This window comes from Nocardia sp. NPDC058633 (assembly GCF_042717045.1).
GTDB lineage: Bacteria > Actinomycetota > Actinomycetes > Mycobacteriales > Mycobacteriaceae > Nocardia.
Map to the genome: position 1 here is coordinate 107,785 of NZ_JBHXRA010000001.1, position 25,473 is coordinate 133,257.

Consider the following 25,473-nt stretch of genomic DNA (forward strand, 5'->3'; position numbering starts at 1 on the left):
GGGCCGTCGCGCTCATTCGTTCGCTCAGGCGACCTTGCGAGCCGGTTCGCTGCGGTAGCGGGTGACCGGGCCGTCGATGCCGAGCAGGCGCCAGGTGAGCTTGGCGACCGGGTTCATCAGGCCGCTGTTGGTGGCGAGCGCGCGCACGTCACCGAAGATGTTGCGCATGGTGGTCTGCGATTCCTCGCTGCCCCAGTAGGCCTCACGCATGACCTCGGCCGGAATGTCGAACTTCTCGACGAATTCCTTCGGCGGCGTCATGATCATGTCGAGCATCACTCGCATCGCGATCGGGAAGGCCACGGACAGAACCGATTTCGTGATCGGGTTCATGCCGGGCACGTTCCGTCGCAGGTATTCGTGGGCGAACGAGATGTGCCGGGCTTCCTCGGCCACGTGGATCTGCATGACCCGCTGCACCATCGGATGGAGATCGACACCGGCGCGCAGCAGCGACTTCTGCAGGTGATCGATCGGCTCCTCGCCGCCGAGGATCATCGTGAAGAACAGCTCGGGGAAGTACTTCACCGAGGGCCAGATGGCCATCGTGAGCTTGCGATCGATGGTGCCCATGCCGATCACGTCGCGGTAGCCGATGCGGTTGATCATTTCCTGGAACATCATCGTGTGGTTGCACTCTTCGGCAGCCTCGTGGGTGATGTAGCGGAATTCCGGGTCACCGTTGGGCACCGACACCAGGTACTGCATCAGCCCACGGATCAGCAGCTGCTCGAAATCCAGGCCCACCTTGGCGATGCCGGCCTGGCGCCACATGCCGATGGCGATCTGCTTCTCGATCGGCTGGGCCTTGTACCAGGGGTGACGACCGAGCGGGTCCTCCTCGGGCATGATCCAGCGCGGGTCGTCGCTGTGTACGGCGAATTCCGGGGATTCCCAGTCGATGTCCACGTAGGGGTCGAAGTGTCGGTTGACCGAACCTTCGGACAGGTTGCGCAGGATCTCGTGGTACTCGGGATCGGTGGCGGTGTTCTTGGTTGTCGACAGCATCGGTGATGTCTCCTTCGTAGGACGCGGACTCCACTTTATATGAGACTCGAAGTCCCACACAACCCTGCCCGGGGGCCTCCTCGGGATTGCGGCGTGATCTACCTGCGCCGACGTACGATGAGGCGTCTCATCCAGCAGCTCTGGGAGCGAGGAAACCGATGCCACCTCTGACACCGGCCGGGGCCGTCTGGCCCAGCTTGCGAGTCGATTCCTGGTCCGACACCCGCGACACCGTGCACATGTGGTCCCAAGTCGTCGGGAAGCTGAAGATGGCGGGTACACCGCTGGTCAACCACTGGTGGAATGTCTCGTTCGCGATCAGCGCGCGCGGGCTGGCCACCGGCGCCATCCCTGTCCACGGCGGCATCCTCGATGCCGAGTTCGATTTCGTCGACCACGAATTGGTCCTGCGCACCAGCGGGGGCCGCCGGGCCACCGTGGCCCTGCGCCCGCGCTCGGTCGCCGATTTCTACGCCGAGTTGAACTCTGTGCTCGACAGCCTCGACATCGTGGTCGATATCGAGGCCTCACCCAACGAGGTCGACCCGGCCATCCCCTTCGCCGAGGACACCACCCACCATTCCTACGACGCCGACGCCGTCCATCGGTTCTGGCTCCAGCTCGTGCAGATCGACCGGGTGTTCCAGCTCTGGCGGGCCGGTTTCGCCGGAAAATCCAGTCCGGTGCACTTCTTCTGGGGGTCGTTCGACCTGGCCTGTACCCGTTTCTCGGGCCGCCCCGCACCCGTACACCCCGGCGGCGCCCCGAACTGCGCCGACTGGGTGATGGAAGAGGGCTACTCCCGGGAATGCGCCAGTGCCGGCTTCTGGCCCGGCGGCGCCGAGGGCATGTTCTACGCCTACGCCTATCCCACTCCCGACGGCTACTCCGCCCGTCCCGCGGGCCCCGAGGGCGCCTACTGGGACTCCGCTCTCGGCGAATTCGTCCTGCCCTACGAAACGGTTCGCAATGCCGAGGACCCCGACAGCACACTGCTGCACTTCCTCGACACCACCTACGCCGCCGCCGCGGATCTGGCCCAATGGGACCGTCGGCTACTGGAAGTCGACCCGCACCGCCTCGACCGCCGACTCCGCCTCGACAACACGACCGAGCTCTGACACTTTCCGGCCCCGTCGGCGCGAATCACAACTCCCGCAACAATTCGGTCAGCAGGGTGGGGTCCGCCCGATAGGGCGTGTTGAAGCCGAGCCGCCCGACGATTCCGTCGTAGCGCCCGTGCAATTGCGCCGCCGCGCGGGCGGGGTCGGTGGCCGTGATCGCGACGGCGTCGAGGAAATCGTCGTCGATCAGGTCGGCCATCCGATCCCATTGCCCGCTCTTGGACATCTCGGTGAGCCGGGGTCCGAGTTCGGCCCGATCGTGGAGCTCGAGAATCGGCCAGTAGGCCGGTGTCGATCCGTAGAAGGCCAGCTGCTTGCGGATGGCCTGTCTCGCCGCGGCCAGTTCGCTCGCCGATCCTCCCACCGCGACCATCGCCGAATGGTGGATCACGATGTCGTCCACGGGTTTTTGCGCGCGCGCCGCGCCCTGTGCCAGGGCAGGCAGGGTCACCTCGCGCAGAAATCGCGGAGTGCAGAACGGGTGCGACATGAATCCGTCGGCGACCTCTCCCGCGACGGCGGTCATCCCCGGCCCCACACCCGCGAGATGGATCGGCGGGGGCCCGAACTCGGCCACCTCGGCGGCCGCGGGGCGAAACAGCGGCGGCATCAGGGTGTGCTGATAGAACTCACCCTGATAGTCGAGCCGCCCGCCCTGCTCCCAGCTCGCCCAGATAGCGCGCACCGCCAGCACCATGTCGCGCATCCGGTCGGCCGGTCGGCTCCACGGCATCGAGTAGCGCCGGGTGATGTGCGCGCGGATCTGACTACCCAAACCGAGCACGAACCGGCCGCGCGAGTAGGCCTGCAGATCCCAGGCGATGGTGGCCAGCGACAGGGGATTTCGGGCGAACGCCACCGCGATCGAGGTACCCAGCTCGACCCGCTCGGTGTGCTCTGCGGCGAGCAGTAGCGGCAGGAACGGGTCGTGCGCCCCTTCGAACGTCCAGATGCCCGCGTACCCCGCGGCCTCCGCGGCGGCGGCGTCCTTGCCCATCGTGGCGAGCCCGCCGGTCAGCGTCGTGTCGATCTTCAAAACGCACGAATCCCATCACCGTCGTCTGCCGTTCGTCCAGCGGTGTCGGTGACAGCGCGGAACAATTCGACCGTTACCGTATCGCCGCACGGAGCGGATCCGGGGTGATCCGGGCAAAGTCGATGACACCGACTCGACCGGTTCGCTGATCAGACCGGGACGCCGCCGTAGGTCCTGCGGTGCTTGGCCTCCAGGAAGGACAGCGCACCGAATGCCATCAGGCCGACCGCGATCAGCATGAGCAGCCAAGGGCCGAAAGGTTTTCCGGCGAAATCGTGCAGCACCGCATCGACACCCTTGGCGGCCGCGGCGTCATAGTTCACCGCTGCCACCACCGCGGCGATACCGATACCGATCACGACCGCGCCCCGGGCGAGATAGCCGGCCCGGCCCAGCCAGATCGCGGCCTGCCGCATACCGTGCGTCATCCAGCCCATCCGCAGGTCTTCGGCGAAGTCCAGGCGCAGACCGCGCACCGTCTGCCAGACGCCGAAGGCCAGGATGGCGATCCCGATCAGCCCCACGACCACCTGCCCGCCCTCCCAGCTCAGGATGCGACCGGTCAGATCGCGCGCGACCGCGTCGCTGGGCGCAGGCGTGCGCCCGTGCATCACGAACCGCAGGGTGCTCCAAAAGGCAAGGGCGTACACGATTCCCGAGATCACGGCGTAGGCGCGATGTCCGCCCGAATAGGTCCGCCGCGCACCGGCCACCTGCACCACGCGCCACACGACCAGCGCGGCGAAGCCGAACACGAGGATCCACAGCAACAGATAGCCCAGCGGCTTCGCGGCGATCGCGGCCAGCGCTCCGCCGCCGTCCGGTGCGTGCTCGGCCGTACCGATCGCCAGCAGGAAAGCGAGAATGCCGATCACGATGTAGGCGATGCCACGCGCCACGAAACCGAAACGAGCGACCGCCTCCACTCCACCGGAACCGGCCGACCTACGCGGCGCCCGTTCATAGGACCGGCGCCCCCAGCCCCCGTTTCGGCCGGACCGCCACTGCCTGCGCCGTGGGGTGCGGACTCGATCCCGTCGCCGATATCGGTTCGCACTGCGAAATATGCTCATGGTGTTCCCTATCTCTTCCCCGCGGGAATGCCCGCCCCCCGGGGTTCAAACACCATGAAGAGAATTTCGAGGCGACGAGATCTGCTGCCGGGCAAGCGAATGCACGGGCAGGCGTCGAAAACAAGAAATCCGGTGCGAGTCAGCAGTCGACTCGCACCGGATTTTCTGTTGTCTACCAGCTCACTTCAGCTCGGCGCTGGTCTTTCCGAGCACGCGGCGAGCCACGATCAGCTGCTGGATCTGCTGGGTGCCCTCGAAGATGTCGAGAATCTTCGAGTCGCGGGCCCACTTTTCGAGCAGGGTGCGCTGGGAGAAGCCGATGGTGCCGGCGAGCTCCACCGCCTTGAGGGTGACGTCGGTGCCGGTGCGACCCGCCTTGGCCTTGGACATCGAAGCCTCGAGGGAGTTCGGCTTCTTGTTGTCGGCCATCCAGGCGGCGCGCAGCGAGAGCAGGTAGGCCGATTCGTAATCGGCTTCCATGCGCAGGAATTCGGCGGCCGCGGCGGACTGGTTCATCGCGGGGGTGTCGTAGGAGATCTCGACGCCCGCCTCGGTGAGCACGGTACGCAGTTCCTCGAGCGCGGCACGAGTGACACCGACGGCCATGGCCGCCACCAGCGGACGGGTGTTGTCGAAGGTCTGCATGACCCCGGCAAAACCCTTCTCCACGTTGACTTCCGGCGAGCCGAGGATGTTGTCGGCGGGGATACGGCAGTCCTGCAGCAGCAGCACCGCGGTGTCGGAGGCCTTGATGCCGAGCTTGTGCTCGAGCCGTGCCACCGACAGGCCCGGAGCGTCACGCGGGACGACGAAGGACTTGATCGCGGCACGACCCAGGCTCTTGTCGACCGAGGCCCACACCACGATGTGGGTGGCGCGCTCACCGCAGGTGACGAAGATCTTCTCGCCGTTGAGCACCCACTCGTCGCCGTCGAGGGTGGCCGTGGTGGTGACGGCGGCGGAGTCGGAACCGAAGGACGGCTCGGTGATCGCCATCGCGGCCCACACCTTGCCGAACCGCGACAGCTGCTCGTCGGTGGCGACCGCGGCGATCGCGGCATTGCCCAGTCCCTGGTAGGGGATGGTGAGCATCAGGCCGACATCGCCCCACGAGGTCTCGAGGGCGTTGAGCAGCGCGGACATGTTGCCGCCGTTGGCATTCGCGGTCAGGTCGACGGCGGCCTCGTCGTTACGGCCGCCCGCGGCGCCGCCGATCTTCTGGGTGCCGGAGTCGGCGAGCCCTTCGATCATGGCGGCCATCGTGTCGAGCTCGACCGGGTAGTCGTGCTCGGCGAGGTCGTACTTACGGGAAATGGGGCGGAAGATCTGCGAGGCGACCTGGTGGGCCTGGTTGGCGCTCGCCTTCAGCTTCTTGGGGAGTTCGAGATTGATCATGAGGGGGCTCCTGGAAGTGAGAAACGGGCCTAGACCAGCACGATGCCTTCGGCGACACCGACGGAACGAAGGTCGCGGTACCACCGCTCGACCGGGTGTTCCTTGGTGAAGCCGTGACCGCCGAGCAGCTGCACGCCGTCCAGGCCGATCTGCATGCCCTTGTCGGTGGCCAGCTTGCGGGCCAGCGCCGCCTCACGGGCGAACGACAGACCCTGCTCCGCGCGCGAGGCACCACGCAGGGTGACCAGGCGCAGACCGTCGAGTTCGATCGCCATGTTGGCGACCATGAACGCCACCGCCTGACGATGCGAAATCGGCTCGCCGAACGCTTCGCGCTCGTTCACATACGGAATCACGTAGTCGAGCACGGCCTGGCCGGTGCCGATGGCCAGCGAGGCCCAACCCAGCCGGGCGAGCTGCACCGCGTCGCCGTACTCGGCGGCGCGGGTCTTGGCGTCGGTGTCGCCGAGGATGGCGTCGGCGCCGACTGCCACGTTGTCCAGGATCAGTCGACCCAGGCCCGCGGCGCGCAGACCCATGCTCGGATCGGCTTCCACGGACAGCCCGGCGGTGTCGGACTCGACGATGAACAGCGCGGGGCGCCCGTCGAGTTCGGCTGCCACGATGAACAGTTCGGCATCGGCGGCGGCCGGGACCAGGCTCTTCACGCCGGTGAGCTTGTAGCCGCTGGGGGAGCGAACGGCCTTGGTCTGCAGGGCGAAGGGGTCGAACAGGGCACGCGGCTCGTTGATCACCACGGACGCCTGCGGCACCGCGTCGCCGGTGAAGGCGGGCAGGTAGGTCTGCTGCTGCGCGTCGGTGCCCCACTGCGACAGCGCGACGGTGACACCGCTCGGTGCCAGAATCGGCAACGCCAGTCCCATGTCGCCGTGCGCCAGCGCCTCGGCCACCAGGGCATTGGTGACAGCGCCGCGCTCGGAAGCCGCGCCTTCCAGCTCCTCGGGCACGTTGATCAGGGTGATGCCGAGTTCGGCGGCGCGCTCGAGCAGATCGCGCGGGGCCTTGGCGGCATTGTCGGCGTCGTAGGCCGCGGGACGCAGGATCTCGCCCGCGAAATCGCGCACCGTCTCCACGATCATCTGCTGCTCGTCGGAGGGTGTGAGGTCGAAGTAGTCCTTGGTCTTGGACTCGTTGTCGACCAGACGCTTGGGCTCACCGCCGCCCGCGACCTTCGCGAAGGTACGAGTGGCCGCGCCCAGGGTGCGGAACCCGGTCTTGGTTCCCTCGTAGGTGACTCGCTCGATCGGCTTGCGGAGGTTGTACTTGCCCGCGAGCTCCGACCCGGTAATGGTCGTCAAAGCACGCATCGCGGCGCCCATCCAGTCCCGTTTGGGCTGGCTCAGACCGACCGCGGACGTGTCGTTCGGACGTCGCTTCGTCGCGCTGTCTCGAGTGCTCATCATCACCTGATTTCCTCGGCTGTCGGGGTACCTTCGACCCCATATATCTTACTCTTCGGTAAGACTATCTTACTCTGGAGTAAGAAGTGTGCCGACCCCGTGGGGAAATCACCGGTTTCCGTCACCCTGGCCGGGTGCCCGGCATCGTCGGTTCCGCGCTCGTCCTGCCGGCGACCTCGGGCAGGCACGGCCGCCACCGCGACGAGCTGCACTTCTTGCCTCCCGTCGGCGGCTGGACTGGTCTTACCCCGATCGACCGCCGTTGTCGCCGTTATTGGCCGGATTCATGGCTGCGGTCGATCCCGATTCGTTATGTGTCATGAAACAGGGCTCGGCCGCAACCGGGGTCAGAGTCCGTGGCGGTCGAGGAAGTCGGTCAGCAGCTTCTGCCACTCGTCGGGCCGCTCGACCATGACCACATGGCCTGCTTCGATCTCGGTGTATTCGGCGCCGGGTATCGCCGCGGCCAGCGCCCGCGAGTTGGCCGGATCGACCAGCAGGTCGGCGGTGGTGGCCACGACGAGCGTCGGTACCGCGATGTCGGCCAGGTCGGCCGTGGTGTCGACCGATTCGACCAGCGCCGCCTGTTGACGAGTGCCGCCCGGAATCGAGGCGGCGGTCTGCCCGACGAGATCGTCGAGGGTGGCCACGGGCAGATCGTTGACGAAGCCGGTGGAGAAGCCGGTGAGCAGCACGAGACGGGCGAACGATTCGTGGTCGCCTCGATCGAGAAGGTCCTGCCACGCCCGCACGACCAGCCGCACGCGAATGTCCGGGGTCGCCATGCCCGCGGTGAGCAGCAGACCGGTGACGCGGTCGGGGTGGCGGGCGGCGGCGCGCACGGCCACCGCGGTGCCGAGCGAGAAAGCGACGATGGTGAAGGTCTCGACGCCGGCGTCGACGGCTGCCGCGACCAGGGCATCGGCGAGGCCGTCGAGGTCCAACGGGGTGTCGTCGCCCGGGTAGTCCGAGGCGACCACGGTATGACCGTCGGCGAGCGAGGGAATCACGGTGCCGAAATTGCTCTCGATCCCGCCGCCCGCGCCGTGCGCGAGGACGATCCCGGGGCCGGAGCCATGGACGGTGGTGCGCAGGGGAATCGTGTTCACGGCGTCGACGTTAGGGATTGACATGGGTGTGAAGGTCAAGTCGACAGGGCAGGGGTCGCATGCTGATCGGTGAATTGGCGCGTCGCACCGGGGTTGCCACCCGGCTGCTGCGCTACTACGAGGAGCAGGGCCTGCTGCATCCGCACCGCGACCCCAACGGGTATCGCAGCTATCCCGAATCCGCGCCCGCCACGGTCGCCCGGATCAGGGATCTGCTCGCCGCGGGCCTGAACACCGACGACATCGCGCAGCTCATGCCGTGTGCGGAAGGCGACGGACCGGTCCAGGCCTGCCAGATGTCGGTGCGGATCATGGCCGACCGAACCGTCGAACTGGACCGCCGCATCGCCGATCTCGATCGCCAGCGGTCCCACCTCGCCGCGCAGCTCGACGCGAGCCTCGCCAACCCAGCGGCGGCGACCACGCCGGATCGGGGCGTCTAGCGGATCAGCTCGGGCACCCGGCGGGTACCCGAGCCGGGCCGGGCTCCGTTCGTGCCCATTCCTATTCGCGCACGTAATAACGCAAGGTGAGGTAGGCGGTGACGGCCGCGAAGACGATGCCGACGGGGGCGATCGTCAGGGCCACCACCGCGATGTCGTCACCGGTGATACGCGGGAAGACATTGCTGTCGAACAGGGGGCCCAGTGCCCGGTCGATCACCAGCGGACGGGCGATCACCAGCCCCAGGACCGCCAGTACCGAACCGACGAAGGCGGCCGCGACCGCTTCCAGGAGGAACGGTAGTTGGGTATACCAGCGGGTCGCGCCGACCAGTCGCATGATGCCGACTTCCGTGCGCCGCGTGAACGCGGCGATCTGCACCATGTTCAACACCAGCAGCATCGCGGCCAGCGCCATCACCAGCGCCAAACCGAACGCGGCATTGCGTAGCCCGTCGAACAGGCTGGTCAGCCGGTCGACGAACTCCTTGTCGTTGGCCACGATCCGCACCCCGGGCCGCGTAGCGAAGCTGTCGTAGATGTGCTGATACTGGTCGGCGTCGGTCATCTTCACCCGCAGCGAGGCAGGCAGGGGGGAGTCGGCGATGTACTGCACCATCTCCGGCTGATCGGCGAACAGTTCCTTGGCCTCTTCCAGCGCGTCGGCGCGGTTGAGGAACTGCACGCTCTCCACGCCCGAGGTCTGCTTGAGGTCGGCGAGCAGTGACTTGCACGGGTCGGCGGCGCAGTCGGGATCGGTGTCGGAGACCGCGTCGTCGAGGTAGAAACGCACCTCGAGGCGGCCGATGAAGAAGTTCTCGGTCTTGTCGGCCATCCGCACCGACAGCATGCCGCCGCCGAGCATCATCAGCGACACCGCCGTGGTCAGGATCATCGCGATGGTCATCGTGAGATTGCGGCGCAGGCCGTCGACGACCTCGGTGAACAGGAAACTCAGTCGCATTATCGACCCACCCCGTAGACGCCGGTCGCTTCGTCGCGCACGAGTCTGCCGTGGTCGAGTTCGACCACCCGCCTTCGCATGGCGTCGACGATGTGGTTGTCGTGCGTGGCCATCAGCACCGTGGTGCCGACGCGGTTGATTCGTTCCAGCAGAGCCATGATGTCGGCGCTGGTATCAGGGTCGAGGTTGCCCGTCGGTTCGTCGGCGAGCAGGACCAGCGGCCGGTTCACGAACGCGCGCGCGATCGCGACCCGCTGCTGTTCACCACCGGACAACTCCGAGGGCAACCGCTGTCCCTTACCGCCGAGCCCGACCATGTCGAGCACCTCGGGCACCGTCCGTTCGATGAACTGGCGCCGCTTGCCGATCACCTCGAGCGCGAACGCGACGTTCTGTTCCACGGTCTTCTGCTGCAACAGCCGGAAGTCCTGGAACACGCAGCCGATCCGCTGCCGCAACTTGGGCACCTTCCGGCCCGGCAACCGGTCGACGCGGAAATCCGCGACCCGGATCTCGCCCGACGTCGGCGCCTCTTCCTTGAGCAGAAGTCGCATGAACGTCGACTTGCCCGAACCGGACGGGCCGATGATGAAGACGAACTCGCCTTTTTCCACATCGACGGAAACGTTGTCCAGCGCCGGTCGCGTCGAGGTCTCGTACGACTTGGTCACGTTGCGCATGGTGATCACGGGGAGCCAGTGTAGCCAGCGAACCGACCGTCTCAGCGGGACGTGGCGCGCCGATCAGCGGTCGGGTTTGTCACTCACCCAGGTCGGGACGGCATTGAGGAACGTCGACGGGCCCTCGGCCGCGGTATCGACGGGTTTGACGAACAGGTACACGACAAACGTCGACAGCCACGCCGCCATCAGGATCGCTGTGGACTTACGTGGTTTCACTGATTCCCTCTCTACGCAGGGCCGCGGCGACCCGCACCCGCAGTTCGCGACCCACTTCGAATTGTTTGCCTGGCAATGTGCGGGCGACCATCCGGATGTTCATCACGTCGAGCGAGAGACCTTCGACACCCATCACCGACGGCTCGTCGAGCAGCAGTGGTTTGAGGCGGTGATCCTCGTAGGCCCTGGTGCACACTGCGTGCAGGATCTCGTTGATCTTGGTGATGTCGGCCTGAGCGGAAACCGGTACGTCGATCGCGGCGCGCGCCCAGTCCTTGGACAAGTTGGTGACCTTCACGATCTGCCCGTTGGGGACGATGATCACCTCGCCGTCGGAGTTGCGCAGCGTGGTGATGCGCAGGGTCACGTCCTCGACGGTGCCCTCGGCCGGATCGGCGGAGCCGGTGACCGCGATCTGTACCACGTCACCGAAGCCGTACTGGCGCTCGGTGATCAGGAAGAACCCGGCCAGAATGTCCTGGACGATGCGCTGCGCGCCGAAACCGAGTGCCGCGCCGAGCACGGCCGCCGGCGCGACCAGTCCCGTCACCGCGAAGCCGAGCCGACGCAGCACCTCCATGCCGACCAGCACGTACACGATGGTCAACACCACCCACGTCACCACTTGCGCCAGCGCGTGGCGGTGCTTGGCCGCTTCGGTGCGAACCAGGGCATCGCTCGTCTGAAAGCCCGAGTCGATCTTGGTGGTCACGCGATCGCGGAGGAACGAGGCGAAGCGGCCGAACAACATCGCGCCAACGATCAGCAGGACGATTTCGAGCCCGCTGGAACGCATCCAGGCGGTGATCTCGGATCCGCTGTTGGCCGCGAGGACGTCGGTCATCGCGTCTCCTTCATGGGCCCGCACAGGCACAGTTTCGGTTCGGTCGAACGCACACCAGAAAGGTTACAGGTCGGTCACGGCGTCCAGTCAAACGTGCGCAAGCACACGATTTGCGAGCGAACAGCTGGCTACGCGTCGTCCTGATCGCGCATCCGCCAACGGATTCCGGATTCGATGAACCCGTCGATGTCACCGTCGAGCACCGCGGTCGGATTGTTGACCTCGTGGTTGGTGCGTAGGTCCTTGACCATCTGGTACGGGTGCAGCACGTAGGAGCGCATCTGGTTGCCCCACGAGGCGCCCTCGTTGGTCTTGAGCGCGTCCATCGTGGCGCGCTCCTCCTGGCGCTTGCGCTCGAGCAGCTTGGCCTGGAGCACGCGCATGGCCGAGATCTTGTTCTGCAGCTGCGACTTCTCGTTCTGGCAGGTCACGACGATGCCGGTGGGGATGTGGGTCAGGCGCACCGCCGAGTCGGTGGTGTTCACCGACTGGCCACCGGGGCCCGACGAGCGGTACACGTCGACCCGGATCTCGCCCTCGGGGATCTCGATGTGGTCGGTCGTCTCCACCACGGGCAACACCTCGACCTCGGCGAACGAGGTCTGGCGGCGGCCCTGGTTGTCGAACGGGCTGATCCGGACCAGGCGATGGGTGCCCATCTCCACCGACAGCGTGCCGTAGGCGTAGGGCGCCTTCACCGCGAAGGTGGCGCTCTTGAGGCCCGCTTCCTCGGCGTAGGAGGTGTCGTAGACCTCGACGGGGAACTTGTGCCGCTCGGCCCAGCGGATGTACATGCGCATCAGCATCATCGCCCAGTCGGCGGCGTCGACCCCACCGGCGCCGGAGCGGATGTTGACCAGCGCGTCACGCTTGTCGTACTCGCCGGAGAGCAGGGTGCGCACCTCCATCGCCTCGACGTCGACGCGCAGTGCGGCGCGCTCGGCATCGGCGTCGGCGGTGGCTTCGGCGGCGGCCGCGTCTTCTTCGGCTTCGGCCAGTTCGTAGAGCACAGGCAGGTCCTCGAGCCGCTGGCGCAGCTCCTCGACCCGGCGCAGTTCGCTCTGCGCGTGCGAGAGCTCGCTGGTCACCTGCTGGGCGTGCTCCTGGTTGTTCCACAGCTCGGGATCGGCGGCCTGGTGCTCGAGTTCGTCGATGCGGCGGCGTAGCTCCTCGACATCGAGGACCGACTCGACCGTCTTGAGCGTGGTGTCGAGTTCGGCGAGGTCGGCGATAACGTCAGGATGCACGATTTCCTAGGCTACCGGTCCCCACCGACACCGCGCGTATTCGCCTCAGCTTGCGATCGCGCGCAGCCCGCCCGGGCGGCGTCCGACCAGTCGGTCGAGGGCGGTCGCGCTGGACTCGTCGGCGGGGAGCAGGACGTAGAGCGACTGGTCGTCGTCGATGGACAGATCCAGTGATTCGTAAGCCAGCCGCAGCGTGCCCGCCTCGGGGTGACCGATGCGGTTGATCCCGCCCGAAGGAGGCAGGCCGGGCAGGGTGGCGAGGCGATCGGTGAAGGAACCGCCCGCGGTGACGGTGAGCTCGTCGACCAGGGCAGCGACCATCGGATCGGCGCGGAACGGTCCCTGTTTGACCGAAGCGACCACGGTGTCGGCGGCGGCGTCCCACTCCGGATACAGCGCGCGGGCGCCAGGATGGGTGAAGACGAACCGGGCGAGGTTGGCGGGTTCGCCCTGATCGAACAGCCCGCTCGGTGCCATCAGCTTTCGATATCCCTCGGTGCAGGCCAGTATCTCCGTGCAGCGATTGGTGATCGCGGCGGGCGCGGGCTCGAGCTGGGCGAGCACGGCCAGGATGGTCGGACGCACCGTGCGGTTGAGCCCGTTCTCGGCTGCCCCGCAACTGAAACCGGACACGCCTTTGCTGAGCTGGTGCAGGTGGACACGTTCACGAGGACTCAACCGCAACGTCTCGGCCAGCGCGGACAACACCTGAGCCGAGGGATGGCTGTCGCGACCCTGCTCGAGCCGGATCAGGTATTCGACGCTGACGCCGGCCAACATCGCGACCTCGGCGCGGCGCAGGCCCGGCGTGCGCCTGCGTTGTCCGGCGGGCAGGCCGACCTCGGCGGGGGATACCGCTTCGCGGCGGGTCCGCAGAAACAGCCCGAGTTCGTTGTCGCTCACCTCATCGACGGTACCCAGCTCGGCCCGGTCGAGAGTGGCCGTGCCACTACCACTCTCAGCGTGGTCTCCCTGCGAAGCGCGCGATCCGCGACATTTGGTCGCACCGGCTGATCGGTCGGCGCTACGAACAGGAGAACATCGTGTCCACACTGAAGCTCGCGATCATCATCGGCAGCGTCCGCGAAGGCCGATTCGGCCCCGTGGTCGCGAACTGGTTCGCCCAGCAGGTCGACGACCGCTTCGAGGTCGACATCATCGACCTCGCCGAGGCCGAAGTACCCGCCGCTCTGCCCGCGGTGCCGCCCCTGCTCGACCCCGACCCCGTGCGTCCCGCCGGCATGCACGACCTCACCGACCGTCTGGCCGCCGCCGACGCCTACGTCATCGTCACCCCCGACTACAACCGCAGCTACCCCGCCGCCCTCAAAGCCGCCATCGACTGGCACTTCACCCAGTGGGACGCCAAGGCGATCGGCTTCGTCGGCTACAGCGGCGGCTCCGGCGGCCTGATGGCCATCGAACACCTGCGCCAGGTCTTCAACGAACTCAACGCCCACACCGTCCGCAACTACGTCTCGTTCCCGCGCTACTACCTGCTCTTCGACGACAACGGCCAGCCGCACAACCCCGAGCAGCCCGAAGCGGACGCCACCGCCTTGCTCGACCAGTTGCATTGGTGGACAAGCGCTCTGGTCGCAGCGAAGTCAGCCCAGCTCACAGCCTGACCCACCCACACCGCACACCCCGACTCCCGCCCCCCGCGAATCCGAGCGCTCGGCTTCCCCGAATACACTCCCGACGTGGCCACCTACTCCGCTGACCTGGACCTCGCCCGCCGACTGGCCGACGAGGCCGATGCGATCTCGAGCGTGCGCTTCGGCGCCGTAGACCTCGAAGTCGACGCGAAGCCCGACCTCACCCCGGTCTCGGACGCCGACCTCGCGGTCGAGCAGATGATCCGCCGGATACTCGCGCAGGAACGCCCCGGCGACGCCGTGCTGGGCGAGGAATTCGGTGGCGACGCCGAGTTCACCGGCAGGCAGTGGGTCGTCGACCCGATCGACGGCACCAAGAACTTCGTCCGCGGGGTGCCCGTGTGGGCCAGCCTGATCTCCCTGCTCGAAGACGGAGTTCCGGTGGTCGGCGTGGTGAGCGCGCCCGCACTGGGCAGGCGCTGGTGGGCCGCCGAGGGTTCGGGTGCGTGGGTGCAGGTCCACCCCGGTGCGCCCAAGCCGATCTCGGTGTCCGCGGTCGCCGACCTCGACGACGCGAGCCTGGCCTTCTCCAGCCTGTCGGGCTGGCGGGAGCGCGGGCTGCGCGAGAAGCTCATCGACCTCACCGATGCGGTGTGGCGGGTCCGCGGCTACGGTGATTTCTTCAACTATTGCCTGGTCGCGGAGGGTGCGGTGGACATCGCCGCTGAGCCGGAGGTCTCGCTGTGGGACCTGGCCGCCCTCGACATCCTGGTTCGCGAAGCGGGCGGCGCGTTCACCTCCCTGGACGGACGCTCCGGCCCGCACGGCGGCGACGCCGTGGCGACGAATGGGCTGCTCCACGACGAGGTCCTGGCCCGTTTGCGCGGGTGAATCGAGTTATCCACAGGTGTGCAACTTCGGCATCCGCCGCCGTCGGCTTCGGTCGACGGGCTGCGGGCCCGGCGCTCGCTCGTAGGATGGCCCGGTGAGCAATTCCGGCGCCACGGCCCCCGATGTCGAAGACTTCCCACCCGAGGACTTCCCACCCGACGACGCGTACCCGTCCGACGGCGGTTACGTCTCCGAGCACGACTTCGCAGACACCGGCGACTTCCACTTCGACGATCTGGTCCCGGCCACCCCGGGCCGGGTCGCCGCTCCCGATCGCGCCGAGACGGCCGACGAAGTCCTCCGTCGCGTCTTCGGTTACGACAGCTTCCGCGGCGACCAGGCGGCCATCGTCGAGCAGGTCGTCGGTGGTGGCGACGCGCTGGTGCTGATGCCGACCGGTGGCGGTAAATCCCTCTGCTACCAGGTCCCTTCGCTGGTCCGCGATGGTGTCGGCGTGGTCGTCTCGCCGCTGATCGCGCTCATGCAGGACCAGGTCGACGCGCTGAGCGCTCTCGGCGTGCGGGCCGGGTTCCTCAACTCCACCCAGTCGCCGGATCAGCGGCGCACGGTCGAGGCACAGTTCGTCTCAGGCGATCTCGACCTGCTGTACCTGGCGCCGGAACGCCTACGGCTGGAAGCCACGCTGCGGCTGCTCGACCGCGGCAAGATCGCCCTGTTCGCGATCGACGAGGCGCACTGCGTATCCCAGTGGGGCCACGACTTCCGGCCCGACTATCTCGCGCTGTCGCTGGTGCACGAGCGCTGGCCCGATGTCCCGCGCATCGCCCTCACCGCGACCGCCACCGAGAAGACCGCCGCCGAGATCGTCGAGCGGCTCGACCTCGGCGCCGCGAAGCAGTTCATCTCCAGCTTCGACCGACCCAACATCCAATACCGGATCGAGTCGAAGAATCGCGCCGACCGCCAGCTGCTCGACTTCATCCGCGCCGAGCACCCCGGCGACGCGGGCATCGTCTACTGCCTCTCGCGTAATTCGGTGGAGAAGACAGCGGCGATGCTCAACGAGAACGGCATCCGCGCGGTGCCCTATCACGCCGGGTTGGATTTCCGGACCCGCGCCGAGAACCAGTCCAGGTTCCTGCGCGAGGACGGCCTGATCGTGGTCGCCACCATCGCCTTCGGCATGGGTATCGACAAGCCCGACGTGCGGTTCGTCGCCCACCTGGACCTGCCCAAATCGGTCGAGGGCTATTACCAGGAGACCGGCCGCGCGGGCCGCGACGGGCTGCCGTCGACGGCCTGGATGGTCTACGGCCTCAATGATGTTGTGCAGCAGCGCAAGATGATCGATTCCAGTGAGGGTGACGCCGCGCATCGCAGGCAACTGCAACTGCATCTCGACGCCATGCTCGCGCTGTGCGAGACGGTCGGTTGCCGTCGCGCGCGACTGCTCAACTACTTCGGTCAGACCGGTGGCACCTGCGGCAACTGCGATGTGTGCCTGAACCCACCCGAAACCTGGGACGGCACGGTGGCCGCCCAGAAGTTGCTGTCCACGGTGCTGCGGCTCAAACGCGAACGCGGACAGTCCTTCGGCGCCGGCCACCTCGTCGACATCCTGCTCGGCAAGACCAACCAGAAGATCACCCAGCATCGCCACAACGAGCTCTCGGTGTTCGGCATCGGCACCGATCTGCGCGATACCGAATGGCGCGGTGTGGTCCGGCAGTTGCTCGCGGGTGGCCTGCTCGCGGTGCAGGGCGAATACGGTGTCCTCGCCCTGACCGACGAGAGCAACGAGGTGCTGTTCGAGGGCAGGAAGGTGCCGATGCGGCGTGAGCCCGAACGCCCGGCCCGCCCCGCGCGCTCCTCGAAATCGACCAAGGCGGCCGTCGACCTGCCCGCGGGCGACGTCGGATTGTTCGAGCGCCTGCGGGCCTGGCGGGCGGCCACTGCCAAGGAACAGGGCGTGCCCGCCTACGTGGTGTTCCACGACGCCACCTTGCGTGAGATCGCCGCGCGCAAGCCCGCCGACCTCGCCGCACTCGGCACCGTCGCCGGAGTCGGCGAGAACAAGCTGGCCCGCTACGGCGAGGGGGTGCTCACCACTCTGGGCGAGGAATAGGCGCACCATCGCCTACGCATCCGCGCCCAGCCGGGTGTACACGCGCGGCGGAAAGGAACCCGCACCGAATCGCACGGGTCGAGTTACTGTCGAGTCATGGCGAATGGTGATGGCTCGGAGGGCGAGACGTCGGGCAGCAGCCCGACCGCGGGAGCCGATGCCCCGACACCCCCGATGCCGCACCGCCACATCGACCCCGTCGTCGCGCCTACCCTGCTCGGCACACACCACACGGTGATTCACCGTGGTAGGCCACGCTGGTCGACCATCGCGCTGATCGCCGTCTTCGCCGCCGCCCTGGTTCTCTACCTCGTTCTGAGTCCGGGCTGAGGTCGCGCTCCGCGTCCGTCAGCTGATCGTCGACGCTGGCATACCCGCCCGCGCACCAGTTCTCACCGAGGGTCGTGCGCGACCCGATGTCCGATTCCGGAAATTTTGCGATGCCCCGCACCAGCGTCGGCGGACATACGCATGTGAATTGTCGTAGCCGCAGGTCAATGGGACACCGGCCGTCGTCGACCGGGCGCACGGTTGCCGAGCGGGACCGATCACGGAGATCGGCCCGGGCTCGAGGAGGCGGCGGCAATGGTGCGGTGGACTTGGAGTACGCGAGTGATGTGCGCCGCGATAGCGGTGACCGGATTGGCTTGCGTGCCGGCACCGGCCGCTGCCGATCTCTCCGCCCCGCCCGGTCTCGACTTCGCGCGGGCGCTCGGCACGCCCGCGCTCCCGGGGATCTACGGCCCCGAGACCGCGGTGGTGGTCCTCGGTTACGGCCTGACCCCGGAGGGCACGATGCGCGAAGAACTGGTACGAAGGCTGCGCGCGGGCCTGGCCCAAGCGGTCTTCGCGCCGTGGTCGCCGATCATCGTCACCGGCGGCAACCCTCGAGCCGGGCTGTCCGAAGCCGATGTGATGGCCGACTGGCTGGTGGCCGCGGGCGTCGACGAGAGCCGGGTCCTGCGGGAATCCGAGGCCGACTCGACGGTGGCCAACGCCCGCAATACCGCGACGATGCTGGCCGAACGGGACCTCAGCTCGGTCGTCCTTGTCACCTCGGAGGACCACATCGCCCGAGCCAGAGGCGCCTTCGCCGACGCGGGCGTGCTCGTGGTCGGCGACCTCACCCCCGACCGCGCCCAGTGGGACGGGGTGCCGCTGCACATCGGCGACTTCGGGCCTGCCGCTTCGGCCGGATGAGGCGCACCGTCGACCGAGCGCGAAGGTCCGCGCAACGCCACGCCTGTCCCGACGCTGGGGGCTGTGACCGATCATCGCCGCTGGTCCACCCCGTGATGAGTAGTCGCGGAAATCTCGGCAATCACGCGGAGAACTCACCCCCGCACTCGTAACGTCGACGCATGACGCTCCACCTGTCCGACAGCGACATCCTCGCCGAGCTCGAGCCCACTGCCGAGGCGAACCTCAACGACCACCTGTCCAAGGCCAAATCCTGGCATCCCCACGACTACGTGCCGTGGGACGAAGGCCGCAACTTCGCGGCCATGGGCGGCATCGACTGGGACCCCGAGCAGTCGCAGCTGAGTGAGGTCGCCAAGGCGGCGATGATCACCAACCTGCTCACCGAGGACAACTTGCCCTCGTATCACCGCGAACTCGCCGACACCTTCGGCTTCGACAACGCCTGGGGCACCTGGGTCGGTCGATGGACCGCGGAGGAGAACCGCCACGGCATCGTGCTGCGCGACTACCTGGTCGTGACCCGCGCCGTCGACCCGGTCGCGCTCGAAGAGGCCAGGATGGCGCACATGACCGCGGGCATCGCCAAGCCCGAGAAGGGTTCGCAGTTCCTCAAGGGCGTCGCCTACGTCACCTTGCAGGAACTCGCGACAAGGATCAGCCACCGCAACACCGGCGCCCTGTGCAACGACGCGGTCGCCGACCGCATGCTGGCCCGCATCGCCGCCGACGAGAACCTGCACATGATCTTCTACCGCAAACTCTGCGCCGCCGCCCTCGACCTCACCCCCGACGCGGCCATGCAGGCCATCACCGACGTGATCCTGCGCTTCCAGATGCCCGGCCTCAACCAGCCCAACTTCCGCCGCAACGCGGTCCTGCTCGCCAAGCACGGCGTCTACGACCTGCGCCAGCACCTCGATGTCGTCCTGCGCCCGACCCTGCGCACCTGGCAGATCTTCGAGCGCACCGATTTCGGTCCCGAGGGCGAAATCGCCCGCGACGAACTGCACACCTACCTGCTCGATCTGGAGGTCAAGGCGGCTCGTTTCGAGGAGCAGCGAGACCGCGCACTGGCCAGGGCGGCCGCCCGGGTCTGAGTCGGCCATGGAATAAAGCGCTGGCGTCGTCACTTACAGTTGACCGTTATGAGGGAAAAGGGGCGCAAGGTCATCGCGACCAACCGCCGGGCGCGGCACAACTACACGATCCTCGACGTCTATGAGGCGGGGATCGCGCTGGTCGGCACCGAAGTGAAGAGCCTGCGCGAAGGCAAGGCCTCCCTGGTCGACGCCTTCGCGACCGTCGACCACGGTGAGGTGTGGCTGCGAGGCCTGCACATTCCGGAGTTCAGCCACGGCACCTGGACCAACCATTCGCCGCGCCGCACCCGCAAGCTGCTGCTGCACAAGCGCGAGATCGAGCACCTGGTCGGCAAGTCGCGCGAGGGCAACCAGACATTGGTGCCGCTGTCGATGTATTTCTCCGACGGCAAGGTGAAGGTGGAGCTCGCGCTCGCCAAGGGCAAGCAGGACTACGACAAACGTCAGGACCTGGCTCGCAAGCAGGCCGAGCGCGAGGTCACCCGTGAGGTAGGTCGGCGGGTCAAGGGCATGCGTTAGTGCTCTCCGTCGCGCTCGCCCTCGTCGCGGCGGCGGGCTACGGAGTCAGTGACTTCTTCGGCGGGATCGCGGCACGCAGGGTCACCGCGCTGCGCGTGGTCGTGGTGTCGTACCCGTTCTCGGTACTGCTGGTCTTGTTGATCGCGCCGCTGGTCGGGGGGCACGCCGACACCGCGTCGATGATGTGGGGCCTGGCCGCCGGTGTGGCCAGCGGCTTGGCGGTGTGGTGGTTCTACGCCGCACTCGCCGACGGACCCATGTCGGTGGTGTCGCCGCTGACCGCGGTGCTGGTCGCGGGCATCCCGGTGATCGCCGGGTTCTTCCTCGGCGAACGACCGGGCGCGATCGCGATCGCGGGCATCGCCGTCGCCCTGGTCGCGGTGATACTCGTCAGCCGGGAGGCCCCCGACGAGACCACCGAGGAGATCATCGGCGGCAGGCCACTGCGCTTCACCCGCCGGGTCGCGTTGCTCACCATCGGCTCGGGTGCGGCCTTCGGTTTCGCGTTCTACTTCCTGCACGAAACCAGCGCGAGCGCGGGCCTGTGGCCCCTGCTCGCTCAGCGCGTCGCGGCCACAGCGGTCGTGTGGACCTCGGCGTTGGCGGCGGGAGAATTCCGCGGCCTGCACGGCGAGCCGTTGCGCCTGGCCCTGGCAGTCGGGGTGCTCGACGTGATCGCCAATGCCGCGCTGCTGTACGCCTTCCACGGCGGCATGCTGTCGGTGGTCAGCGTGATCGGCTCGCTGTATCCGGCGGCGACCGTGCTGCTGGCGATGGTCCTGCTCGGCGAACGCGTCAGCGCCACCCAGAAGGTGGGCATGGCGCTGGCGCTCGCGGCGGTCGCCATGATCGCCGCGAACTGATTCCTACAGCCGGGTGCAGGGCTCGTGCAGGTCCAGGCGACCCAGCGTCGTGCCCTGATAGCCGATGCGCACCGCCCTGGCGCCCATGGGTGCCTCGTCGTCCGGTTCGAACACCGCCGACCATTCCGCGTCCAGATCCGGTTCGGCCGCACCCGCCGGATGGATCACCACCATGCCCTCGCCGTCGGGTTTCATCGAACCGACGCTGCGTCGCAAACCCGCGCGAGTGAGGTCGCCGTTCGCCGCCGCTGTCGTGAGCAGGGCTTTGAGTGGATAGGTGATCGCCCAGCCCAGCGAATAGCCGAAGTTGGCCGGCTCGCCGGTGATGGCGTCGCGGGCGTGCTTGGCGCCCACGCTGTCACCGGCCCAGCTGTCGACCGGGGTCGTGTAGTTGTAGAGCGCGGTCAGCGCGGGGGCGGCGGCCGATTGCAGCAATGCCGCGTTCCAAGTGGGCAACGAGCCGAGGAACCGGCCGGTGAAGCCCGATTTCACGAGCTTGCCCACGATCTCCGCGGTTTCGGCGGGCCCGGTGGCCAGCATCACCAGATCGGGTTCGGCCGCCAGGATCTCCGAGACCGGGCCGTCCTGGTTGCCGACCTCGGCGTTGGGCCCGGTGTCGATGCGATCGGCGATGGTCGCGTTGTTGGCCAGCGCCCACTTCAGCGCGCCGCTGGCGTAGTCGCCGCCGTAGTTCCCGCGATAGGCGACGACGGCGATATTGCGTGGTGCGTAGTGGGTTTCGGCGAACCAGTCGAGGCCAGTCACCGCTTCGGTGCAGTAGGAGTAGCCGGCACTGAGCACCAGATTGCGATCGGCGCTGCGATAGTTCCAGCCCGACCACTGGGTGGCCGCGGTGCTCACCATGTCGTCGGCGTCCATCTGATTCAGCATCGCGACGGTCTGCGCGGTCCCGAAACTCATCGACAGCGCGAGCACATGCGGCTCGATCTCCTGGTAGGCGGTGCGGTGGGTGCGCGGGTCGTAGGAGGTGTTGCGGGTGTAGGTGCTGATGTCGATGTCGTAACCGCCGATGCCGCCCGCCGCGTTCACCTGCTTCCAGAACGCCGCCTGACCGTCGTTCATCGAGGCGCCGAGCGGGGTGAACGGCCCGTTCGCCAGATCGGCGAGTACCCCGAGGTAGATGCAGCCGCGATCGGTGTTCGCCGAGCCGGGACAGGGCGTGCTGGTGACGCCGGGCGCGGCGGTGGGCTCGCCCGACGAGCAGGCCGCGGCCAACACGAGACTCGCGACAGCAGGAATCGCCGCGAGCCGGCGCAGTCCACGCTGACCGGTGAATGCCATGGGATAACTCCTCGCTCCAGTCGCCCAGTACATTCCACAGTTCCGGCGCGGCCGAACGAGAACGATACCCGCCACTACCGGCGGCGCCACCCCGATTCGTCGACACGGTCCGACACGGTTCGCCACAAGATCACGGCGGCGCCACCGCGAGCTGGCAGAAAATAATGGGATGATCTGGTGCCGCTCCGGTGTTAATATGACTAGCCCGCACGGTGCGGGCACGTACGGGGCTGAACGGTTTCGACTGCGTACGTTGATTCAGGGGAAGCGTGTCGGTGCAGGCAAGAGACCACCGTAAGCGTCGCTGCAACCAATTAAGCGCCGATTCCAATCAGCGCGAGTACGCCCTCGCTGCCTAAGTAGCCAGGTCGTCTCTGTCAGTCCGGGTTCGTCCCTCGACCCGGGTACTGGCATCAGCTAGAGGGAATTACCGTTCGGCTCGGTCGCGGAGTCGGAGGGGACATCTAACAGCGACTGGGATCGTCATCCAGGCTTGTTCGCGAGACTTGGAGATCCAAGCAGAGACACAGCGAACTGCACACGGAGAAGCCCTGAAGACGCGGCGGAGGACCCGGGTTCGATTCCCGGCAGCTCCACTCGAGGCCCCCCACCTGTACACGCAGGTGGGGGGCTTTTTCGTGTTCCCGCATCCAACTACCAAGTACATCATTTTCTGAATACAGATTTAGTTGTACTATTCGAAGATGCAATCCACGGTGCAGACAGACGCACTCTCCCGATTCGGCTACGCCCTCTCCGACTCGACGCGCACCAAGATCCTGCTGAGCCTGCGCAAGGAACCTGGGTATCCGTCGGAGTTGGCGGCGGCGATCGGCGTCTCGCGCCAGATCCTGTCCAACCACCTGGCCTGTCTGCGTGGATGCGGGTTGGTCGTCGCGGTCCCGGAGGGCAGGCGCAGCCGTTATGAGCTGGCCGATGCGCGGATCGGCCAGGCCTTGGACGATCTGGTCGGGCTGGTCCTGGCTGTCGACCCGGCCTGCTGCCCGGCCGCGGAATCGGACGGCTGCTGCTGATGGACGCACTGGGGATGCCATCGCCGCTCGCGCCGACTTCGGCACGCAAGGCGGTGCTCGCTACGCGGATCCGCTGGTTCGTCGCGGCGACGATCAGCTACAACGTGATCGAGGCCGCCATCGCGCTGACCGAAGGCGCGCGGGTGTCCTCCTCCGCGCTGATCGGGTTCGGGCTCGACTCGGTCATCGAGGTCTCCTCGGCGGCCGCGGTGGCGTGGCAGTTCGCCGGTCGCGACCCGCAGGCGCGGGAGAAGGTGGCGTTGCGGGTCATCGCCTTCTCGTTCTTCGCGCTGGCCGCCTATGTCGGCGTCGACGCCGTCCGCTCGTTGCTCGGCGACGGGCAACCCCGGCATTCGGCCGTCGGGATCGGACTGGCCGCCGCGAGCCTGGTGATCATGCCCGTGCTGTCCGTCGCCCAGCGGCGGGCCGGACGCGAACTGGGCTCGGCGTCCGCGGTCGCCGACTCGAAACAGACCTTGCTGTGCACCTACCTCTCGGCGGTGCTGCTGGTCGGTCTGCTGCTCAACAGCCTGTTCGGCTGGTCGTGGGCCGACCCGCTCGCGGCGCTGGTGATCGCGGTGATCGCGGTCAAAGAGGGGCTCGACGCCTGGAAGGGCGAAACCTGCTGCGCGACACCACCGACGGTCACCACGTCGGACGACTGCTGCGCTGGTGGAGATCGGTGCTCGTGACGGCGATCCGGGCACGTCGCCCTCGGCTCGACCTGCCCAGCGGGATCGCCGACACCGCCCGGAGATAGCTCCTACACCGCGTCGATCGGACTCCGGCCGGACAGGCGAGACCCTGGTGCGGCCCGGTGCGGACCGGCCACGTAAAACTGACCGAATGACGCGGTATGCATACGACTCGGGTGCGGGAACGCTGGTCGCCACCTGGGGGACCGGTCGGGGTGACGTCGCCGAGACGATCGCCGAACTGCCGGGCCCGGAGCACGGGGTGGAACTGGCCGCGGCGTTGGCGAGTCTGGCTCGGTTCCAGTGGCGGACCTACACCCACCCGGCGACCGCGGCCGGGGACCCCGATGTCGAGAACGGGGAGGCGTGGCGGCGGGCGGAGGAGCGTGGGCGGTTCGCGAAGGTGGAGGCCGCGTTGCGCACGCCCAACCTGCCCGACGACGAGGGGTGCATGCTGGTCTTCTACAGCCCCATCGAGGAATCGGCGCATCACTTGGGCCGCGTGCTCCATACGGTCGGTGACGCGGGCCTGATCGACCGTGTGGTGAACGAGGTACTGACCGAGCAGGCGGCGATCACGGCCGCGGAGCTGGGCGATCTGGGAGGCCGGGCGCGACAAGCTGTCGAACTGACCCGCCCGGAGATCTCCCCGGTCCAGGTCCATGCCGCCGACACGCTGCTGCGCGGCAATCCCCTGGGCACGATCGACCTGTTCACCGAACTGGACCCCGCTGCCGCATCGGTCGCGGCCGCGCATTGGCTGCGGGCCGCGGCAACCGTGGCCGGTGAGATCACGGGCCTCGAGCCGGTCGATGTCGTCGCCGAGGCGGACGACATCGAAGCACTCCAGGTCGAGACGCCGACGGTGGTCTTGGAACGGCTCGGTGCGGGGGAGACGCCCACCCAGGTGGTCGTCGACCTCATCGCCGATGCCATCGCCGTGTCCGAAGGCAAAGTGCGCGACCTGGACGCAATCATCGAGGCCGCGCAGGAAGTCGAGGAGCGCGACGAGGACGACGATCCCGACGCGTGGTCCGACGGCTACCGCATCTGCCGCCTAGACCCCACCCGCCCCGCGATCGACCTGCTCGAGGACCTGCTCGGCGCCATTCGGGGATGCTGGCTGGTTTTCAGCGAAGCGGACAGCGGCACCACGTTCGAGAACGCCGTTCGCACCGAAGCGGACGCCGATACCTCCCGGCTGCAATAACTGCCTGCCCCACCGAACAGCCCTGCGCCGCACGGCGATTACCGGCGGTGGCAGGGCTGCTCACGGAACTGCGAGGCTGCGGGCGCCTACCTAGCCGCCCGCGCGACGGCGAAAGGTGCGCTTCCCGCCGGCCTGAGCGTGGGTGCCACGCACTTTCGCCGAATTCTGGGCCGCGCCACCGGCTGAGGAGTGGCCGTTCTTCCGCTCGAGCGCCTCGCGGAACTTTCGCTTGGTCGCCTCTTCCGGGGTTTCGTTCGCGTCACCGGTCAGTTCGGCGGAGACTTCCTGTTCATCGGGCATGCGTACAGCCTGCCACCTCGGCACGCATTCGAACCAACTCACCTTCGACAGGACCATCGCCTGCCCCTCGGCGCCCCCTCGGTAGGATCCACCGATGCGAGGCAGGCCA

Annotated in this window: 27 protein-coding genes and 1 other RNA gene; 14 read left to right on the top strand and 14 right to left on the bottom strand. The window is 67.5% G+C overall.

Going from position 1 to position 25,473, the window contains the following annotated elements; genetic code table 11:
• Positions 1-24: 24 nt before the first annotated feature.
• Complete coding sequence (locus ACFWUR_RS00440) at positions 25-1,008, bottom strand: diiron oxygenase (RefSeq protein WP_378899567.1); 984 nt, start codon at positions 1,006-1,008, stop codon at positions 25-27.
• A 158-nt stretch (positions 1,009-1,166) separates the two neighbouring features.
• Between ACFWUR_RS00440 and ACFWUR_RS00445 the strand changes: the two genes are divergently transcribed.
• Complete coding sequence (locus tag ACFWUR_RS00445; protein ID WP_378899570.1) at positions 1,167-2,129, top strand: DUF5996 family protein; 963 nt, start codon at positions 1,167-1,169, stop codon at positions 2,127-2,129.
• 25 nt (positions 2,130-2,154) lie between these two features.
• Here the strand turns inward: ACFWUR_RS00445 and ACFWUR_RS00450 are convergent, their stop codons facing one another.
• The 5 genes from ACFWUR_RS00450 to ACFWUR_RS00470 form a co-directional block, all read right to left on the bottom strand.
• Positions 2,155-3,168, bottom strand: coding sequence for a TIGR03617 family F420-dependent LLM class oxidoreductase (locus tag ACFWUR_RS00450; protein ID WP_378899573.1), 1,014 nt, complete (start codon positions 3,166-3,168; stop codon positions 2,155-2,157).
• A 149-nt stretch (positions 3,169-3,317) separates the two neighbouring features.
• A complete protein-coding gene (locus tag ACFWUR_RS00455; RefSeq protein ID WP_378899575.1) occupies positions 3,318-4,094 on the bottom strand; it encodes a DUF1206 domain-containing protein in 777 nt (258 codons plus the stop codon).
• A 327-nt stretch (positions 4,095-4,421) separates the two neighbouring features.
• Positions 4,422-5,636 carry an acyl-CoA dehydrogenase family protein gene (locus tag ACFWUR_RS00460; protein WP_378899578.1) on the bottom strand — a complete coding sequence of 405 codons (1,215 nt, stop codon included), beginning with the start codon at positions 5,634-5,636 and terminating at the stop codon, positions 4,422-4,424.
• A 29-nt stretch (positions 5,637-5,665) separates the two neighbouring features.
• On the bottom strand, positions 5,666-7,063 hold the full coding sequence (locus tag ACFWUR_RS00465; protein WP_378899581.1) for an acyl-CoA dehydrogenase family protein: 1,398 nt from the start codon (positions 7,061-7,063) through the stop codon (positions 5,666-5,668).
• Between the two features lie 341 nt (positions 7,064-7,404).
• Positions 7,405-8,166: an alpha/beta fold hydrolase gene (locus ACFWUR_RS00470; RefSeq protein WP_378899584.1), complete on the bottom strand. Its 762-nt coding sequence runs from the start codon at positions 8,164-8,166 to the stop codon at positions 7,405-7,407.
• 59 nt (positions 8,167-8,225) lie between these two features.
• On the opposite strand from ACFWUR_RS00470, the gene ACFWUR_RS00475 reads away from it, so the two are divergent.
• Positions 8,226-8,609: a MerR family transcriptional regulator gene (locus tag ACFWUR_RS00475; protein WP_378899587.1), complete on the top strand. Its 384-nt coding sequence runs from the start codon at positions 8,226-8,228 to the stop codon at positions 8,607-8,609.
• A 61-nt stretch (positions 8,610-8,670) separates the two neighbouring features.
• On the opposite strand, the gene ftsX is transcribed toward ACFWUR_RS00475, so the two are convergent.
• The 6 genes from ftsX to ACFWUR_RS00505 all read right to left on the bottom strand — a co-directional run bounded on the left by ftsX (position 8,671) and on the right by ACFWUR_RS00505 (position 13,466).
• On the bottom strand, positions 8,671-9,573 hold the full coding sequence (gene ftsX / locus ACFWUR_RS00480) for a permease-like cell division protein FtsX (protein ID WP_378899590.1): 903 nt from the start codon (positions 9,571-9,573) through the stop codon (positions 8,671-8,673).
• Entirely contained in the window at positions 9,573-10,262 is a 690-nt protein-coding gene (ftsE, locus tag ACFWUR_RS00485; protein ID WP_101466171.1) for a cell division ATP-binding protein FtsE, read from the bottom strand. The genes ftsX and ftsE overlap by 1 nt, the downstream gene beginning before the upstream one ends.
• 54 nt (positions 10,263-10,316) lie before the next feature.
• Complete coding sequence (locus ACFWUR_RS00490; RefSeq protein ID WP_378899593.1) at positions 10,317-10,472, bottom strand: hypothetical protein; 156 nt, start codon at positions 10,470-10,472, stop codon at positions 10,317-10,319.
• Positions 10,459-11,316, bottom strand: coding sequence for a mechanosensitive ion channel family protein (locus tag ACFWUR_RS00495; protein ID WP_378899596.1), 858 nt, complete (start codon positions 11,314-11,316; stop codon positions 10,459-10,461). The genes ACFWUR_RS00490 and ACFWUR_RS00495 overlap by 14 nt, the downstream gene beginning before the upstream one ends.
• Positions 11,317-11,444: 128 nt before the next feature.
• Positions 11,445-12,563: a peptide chain release factor 2 gene (prfB, locus tag ACFWUR_RS00500; protein ID WP_301902662.1), complete on the bottom strand. Its 1,119-nt coding sequence runs from the start codon at positions 12,561-12,563 to the stop codon at positions 11,445-11,447.
• 45 nt (positions 12,564-12,608) lie between these two features.
• Complete coding sequence (locus tag ACFWUR_RS00505; protein WP_378899599.1) at positions 12,609-13,466, bottom strand: helix-turn-helix transcriptional regulator; 858 nt, start codon at positions 13,464-13,466, stop codon at positions 12,609-12,611.
• A 140-nt stretch (positions 13,467-13,606) separates the two neighbouring features.
• Here ACFWUR_RS00505 and ACFWUR_RS00510 point away from each other — a divergent pair, with 140 nt between their 5' ends.
• The 8 genes from ACFWUR_RS00510 to ACFWUR_RS00545 all read left to right on the top strand — a co-directional run bounded on the left by ACFWUR_RS00510 (position 13,607) and on the right by ACFWUR_RS00545 (position 20,823).
• Positions 13,607-14,191, top strand: a complete 585-nt coding sequence (locus tag ACFWUR_RS00510; RefSeq protein WP_378899602.1) for an NADPH-dependent FMN reductase — start codon at positions 13,607-13,609, stop codon at positions 14,189-14,191.
• A gap of 75 nt (positions 14,192-14,266) precedes the next feature.
• Positions 14,267-15,052 carry a histidinol-phosphatase gene (gene hisN, locus ACFWUR_RS00515; protein ID WP_378899604.1) on the top strand — a complete coding sequence of 262 codons (786 nt, stop codon included), beginning with the start codon at positions 14,267-14,269 and terminating at the stop codon, positions 15,050-15,052.
• A 94-nt stretch (positions 15,053-15,146) separates the two neighbouring features.
• Positions 15,147-17,138, top strand: a complete 1,992-nt coding sequence (recQ, locus tag ACFWUR_RS00520) for a DNA helicase RecQ (RefSeq protein ID WP_378899606.1) — start codon at positions 15,147-15,149, stop codon at positions 17,136-17,138.
• A 96-nt stretch (positions 17,139-17,234) separates the two neighbouring features.
• Complete coding sequence (locus ACFWUR_RS00525) at positions 17,235-17,468, top strand: hypothetical protein (protein WP_378899609.1); 234 nt, start codon at positions 17,235-17,237, stop codon at positions 17,466-17,468.
• 255 nt (positions 17,469-17,723) lie between these two features.
• A complete protein-coding gene (locus ACFWUR_RS00530) occupies positions 17,724-18,338 on the top strand; it encodes a YdcF family protein (protein ID WP_378899611.1) in 615 nt (204 codons plus the stop codon).
• 161 nt (positions 18,339-18,499) lie between these two features.
• The gene (locus ACFWUR_RS00535; protein ID WP_378899614.1) at positions 18,500-19,438 is read left to right on the top strand and encodes an acyl-ACP desaturase; all 939 of its coding nucleotides are present in this window, start codon (positions 18,500-18,502) and stop codon (positions 19,436-19,438) included.
• A gap of 48 nt (positions 19,439-19,486) precedes the next feature.
• Entirely contained in the window at positions 19,487-19,960 is a 474-nt protein-coding gene (gene smpB / locus ACFWUR_RS00540) for an SsrA-binding protein SmpB (RefSeq protein ID WP_056812582.1), read from the top strand.
• Entirely contained in the window at positions 19,960-20,823 is an 864-nt protein-coding gene (locus tag ACFWUR_RS00545) for an EamA family transporter (RefSeq protein ID WP_378899617.1), read from the top strand. The genes smpB and ACFWUR_RS00545 overlap by 1 nt, the downstream gene beginning before the upstream one ends.
• Positions 20,824-20,826: 3 nt before the next feature.
• On the opposite strand, the gene ACFWUR_RS00550 is transcribed toward ACFWUR_RS00545, so the two are convergent.
• A complete protein-coding gene (locus ACFWUR_RS00550) occupies positions 20,827-22,125 on the bottom strand; it encodes an ABC transporter substrate-binding protein (protein ID WP_378899620.1) in 1,299 nt (432 codons plus the stop codon).
• 226 nt (positions 22,126-22,351) lie between these two features.
• Between ACFWUR_RS00550 and ssrA the strand changes: the two genes are divergently transcribed.
• The 4 genes from ssrA (at position 22,352) to ACFWUR_RS00570 (ending at position 25,064) form a co-directional block, all read left to right on the top strand.
• Positions 22,352-22,724: a transfer-messenger RNA gene (ssrA, locus tag ACFWUR_RS00555) on the top strand.
• 105 nt (positions 22,725-22,829) lie between these two features.
• Positions 22,830-23,159 carry an ArsR/SmtB family transcription factor gene (locus ACFWUR_RS00560; protein WP_378899623.1) on the top strand — a complete coding sequence of 110 codons (330 nt, stop codon included), beginning with the start codon at positions 22,830-22,832 and terminating at the stop codon, positions 23,157-23,159.
• The gene (locus tag ACFWUR_RS00565; protein ID WP_378899626.1) at positions 23,159-23,851 is read left to right on the top strand and encodes a cation transporter; all 693 of its coding nucleotides are present in this window, start codon (positions 23,159-23,161) and stop codon (positions 23,849-23,851) included. Before ACFWUR_RS00560 ends, ACFWUR_RS00565 begins: the two co-directional genes overlap by 1 nt.
• 154 nt (positions 23,852-24,005) lie before the next feature.
• Positions 24,006-25,064, top strand: coding sequence for a hypothetical protein (locus ACFWUR_RS00570; RefSeq protein ID WP_378899629.1), 1,059 nt, complete (start codon positions 24,006-24,008; stop codon positions 25,062-25,064).
• Positions 25,065-25,154: 90 nt separating this feature from the next.
• Here the strand turns inward: ACFWUR_RS00570 and ACFWUR_RS00575 are convergent, their stop codons facing one another.
• The gene (locus ACFWUR_RS00575) at positions 25,155-25,364 is read right to left on the bottom strand and encodes a DUF5302 domain-containing protein (protein WP_378899631.1); all 210 of its coding nucleotides are present in this window, start codon (positions 25,362-25,364) and stop codon (positions 25,155-25,157) included.
• Between the last annotated feature and the right edge of the window lie 109 nt (positions 25,365-25,473).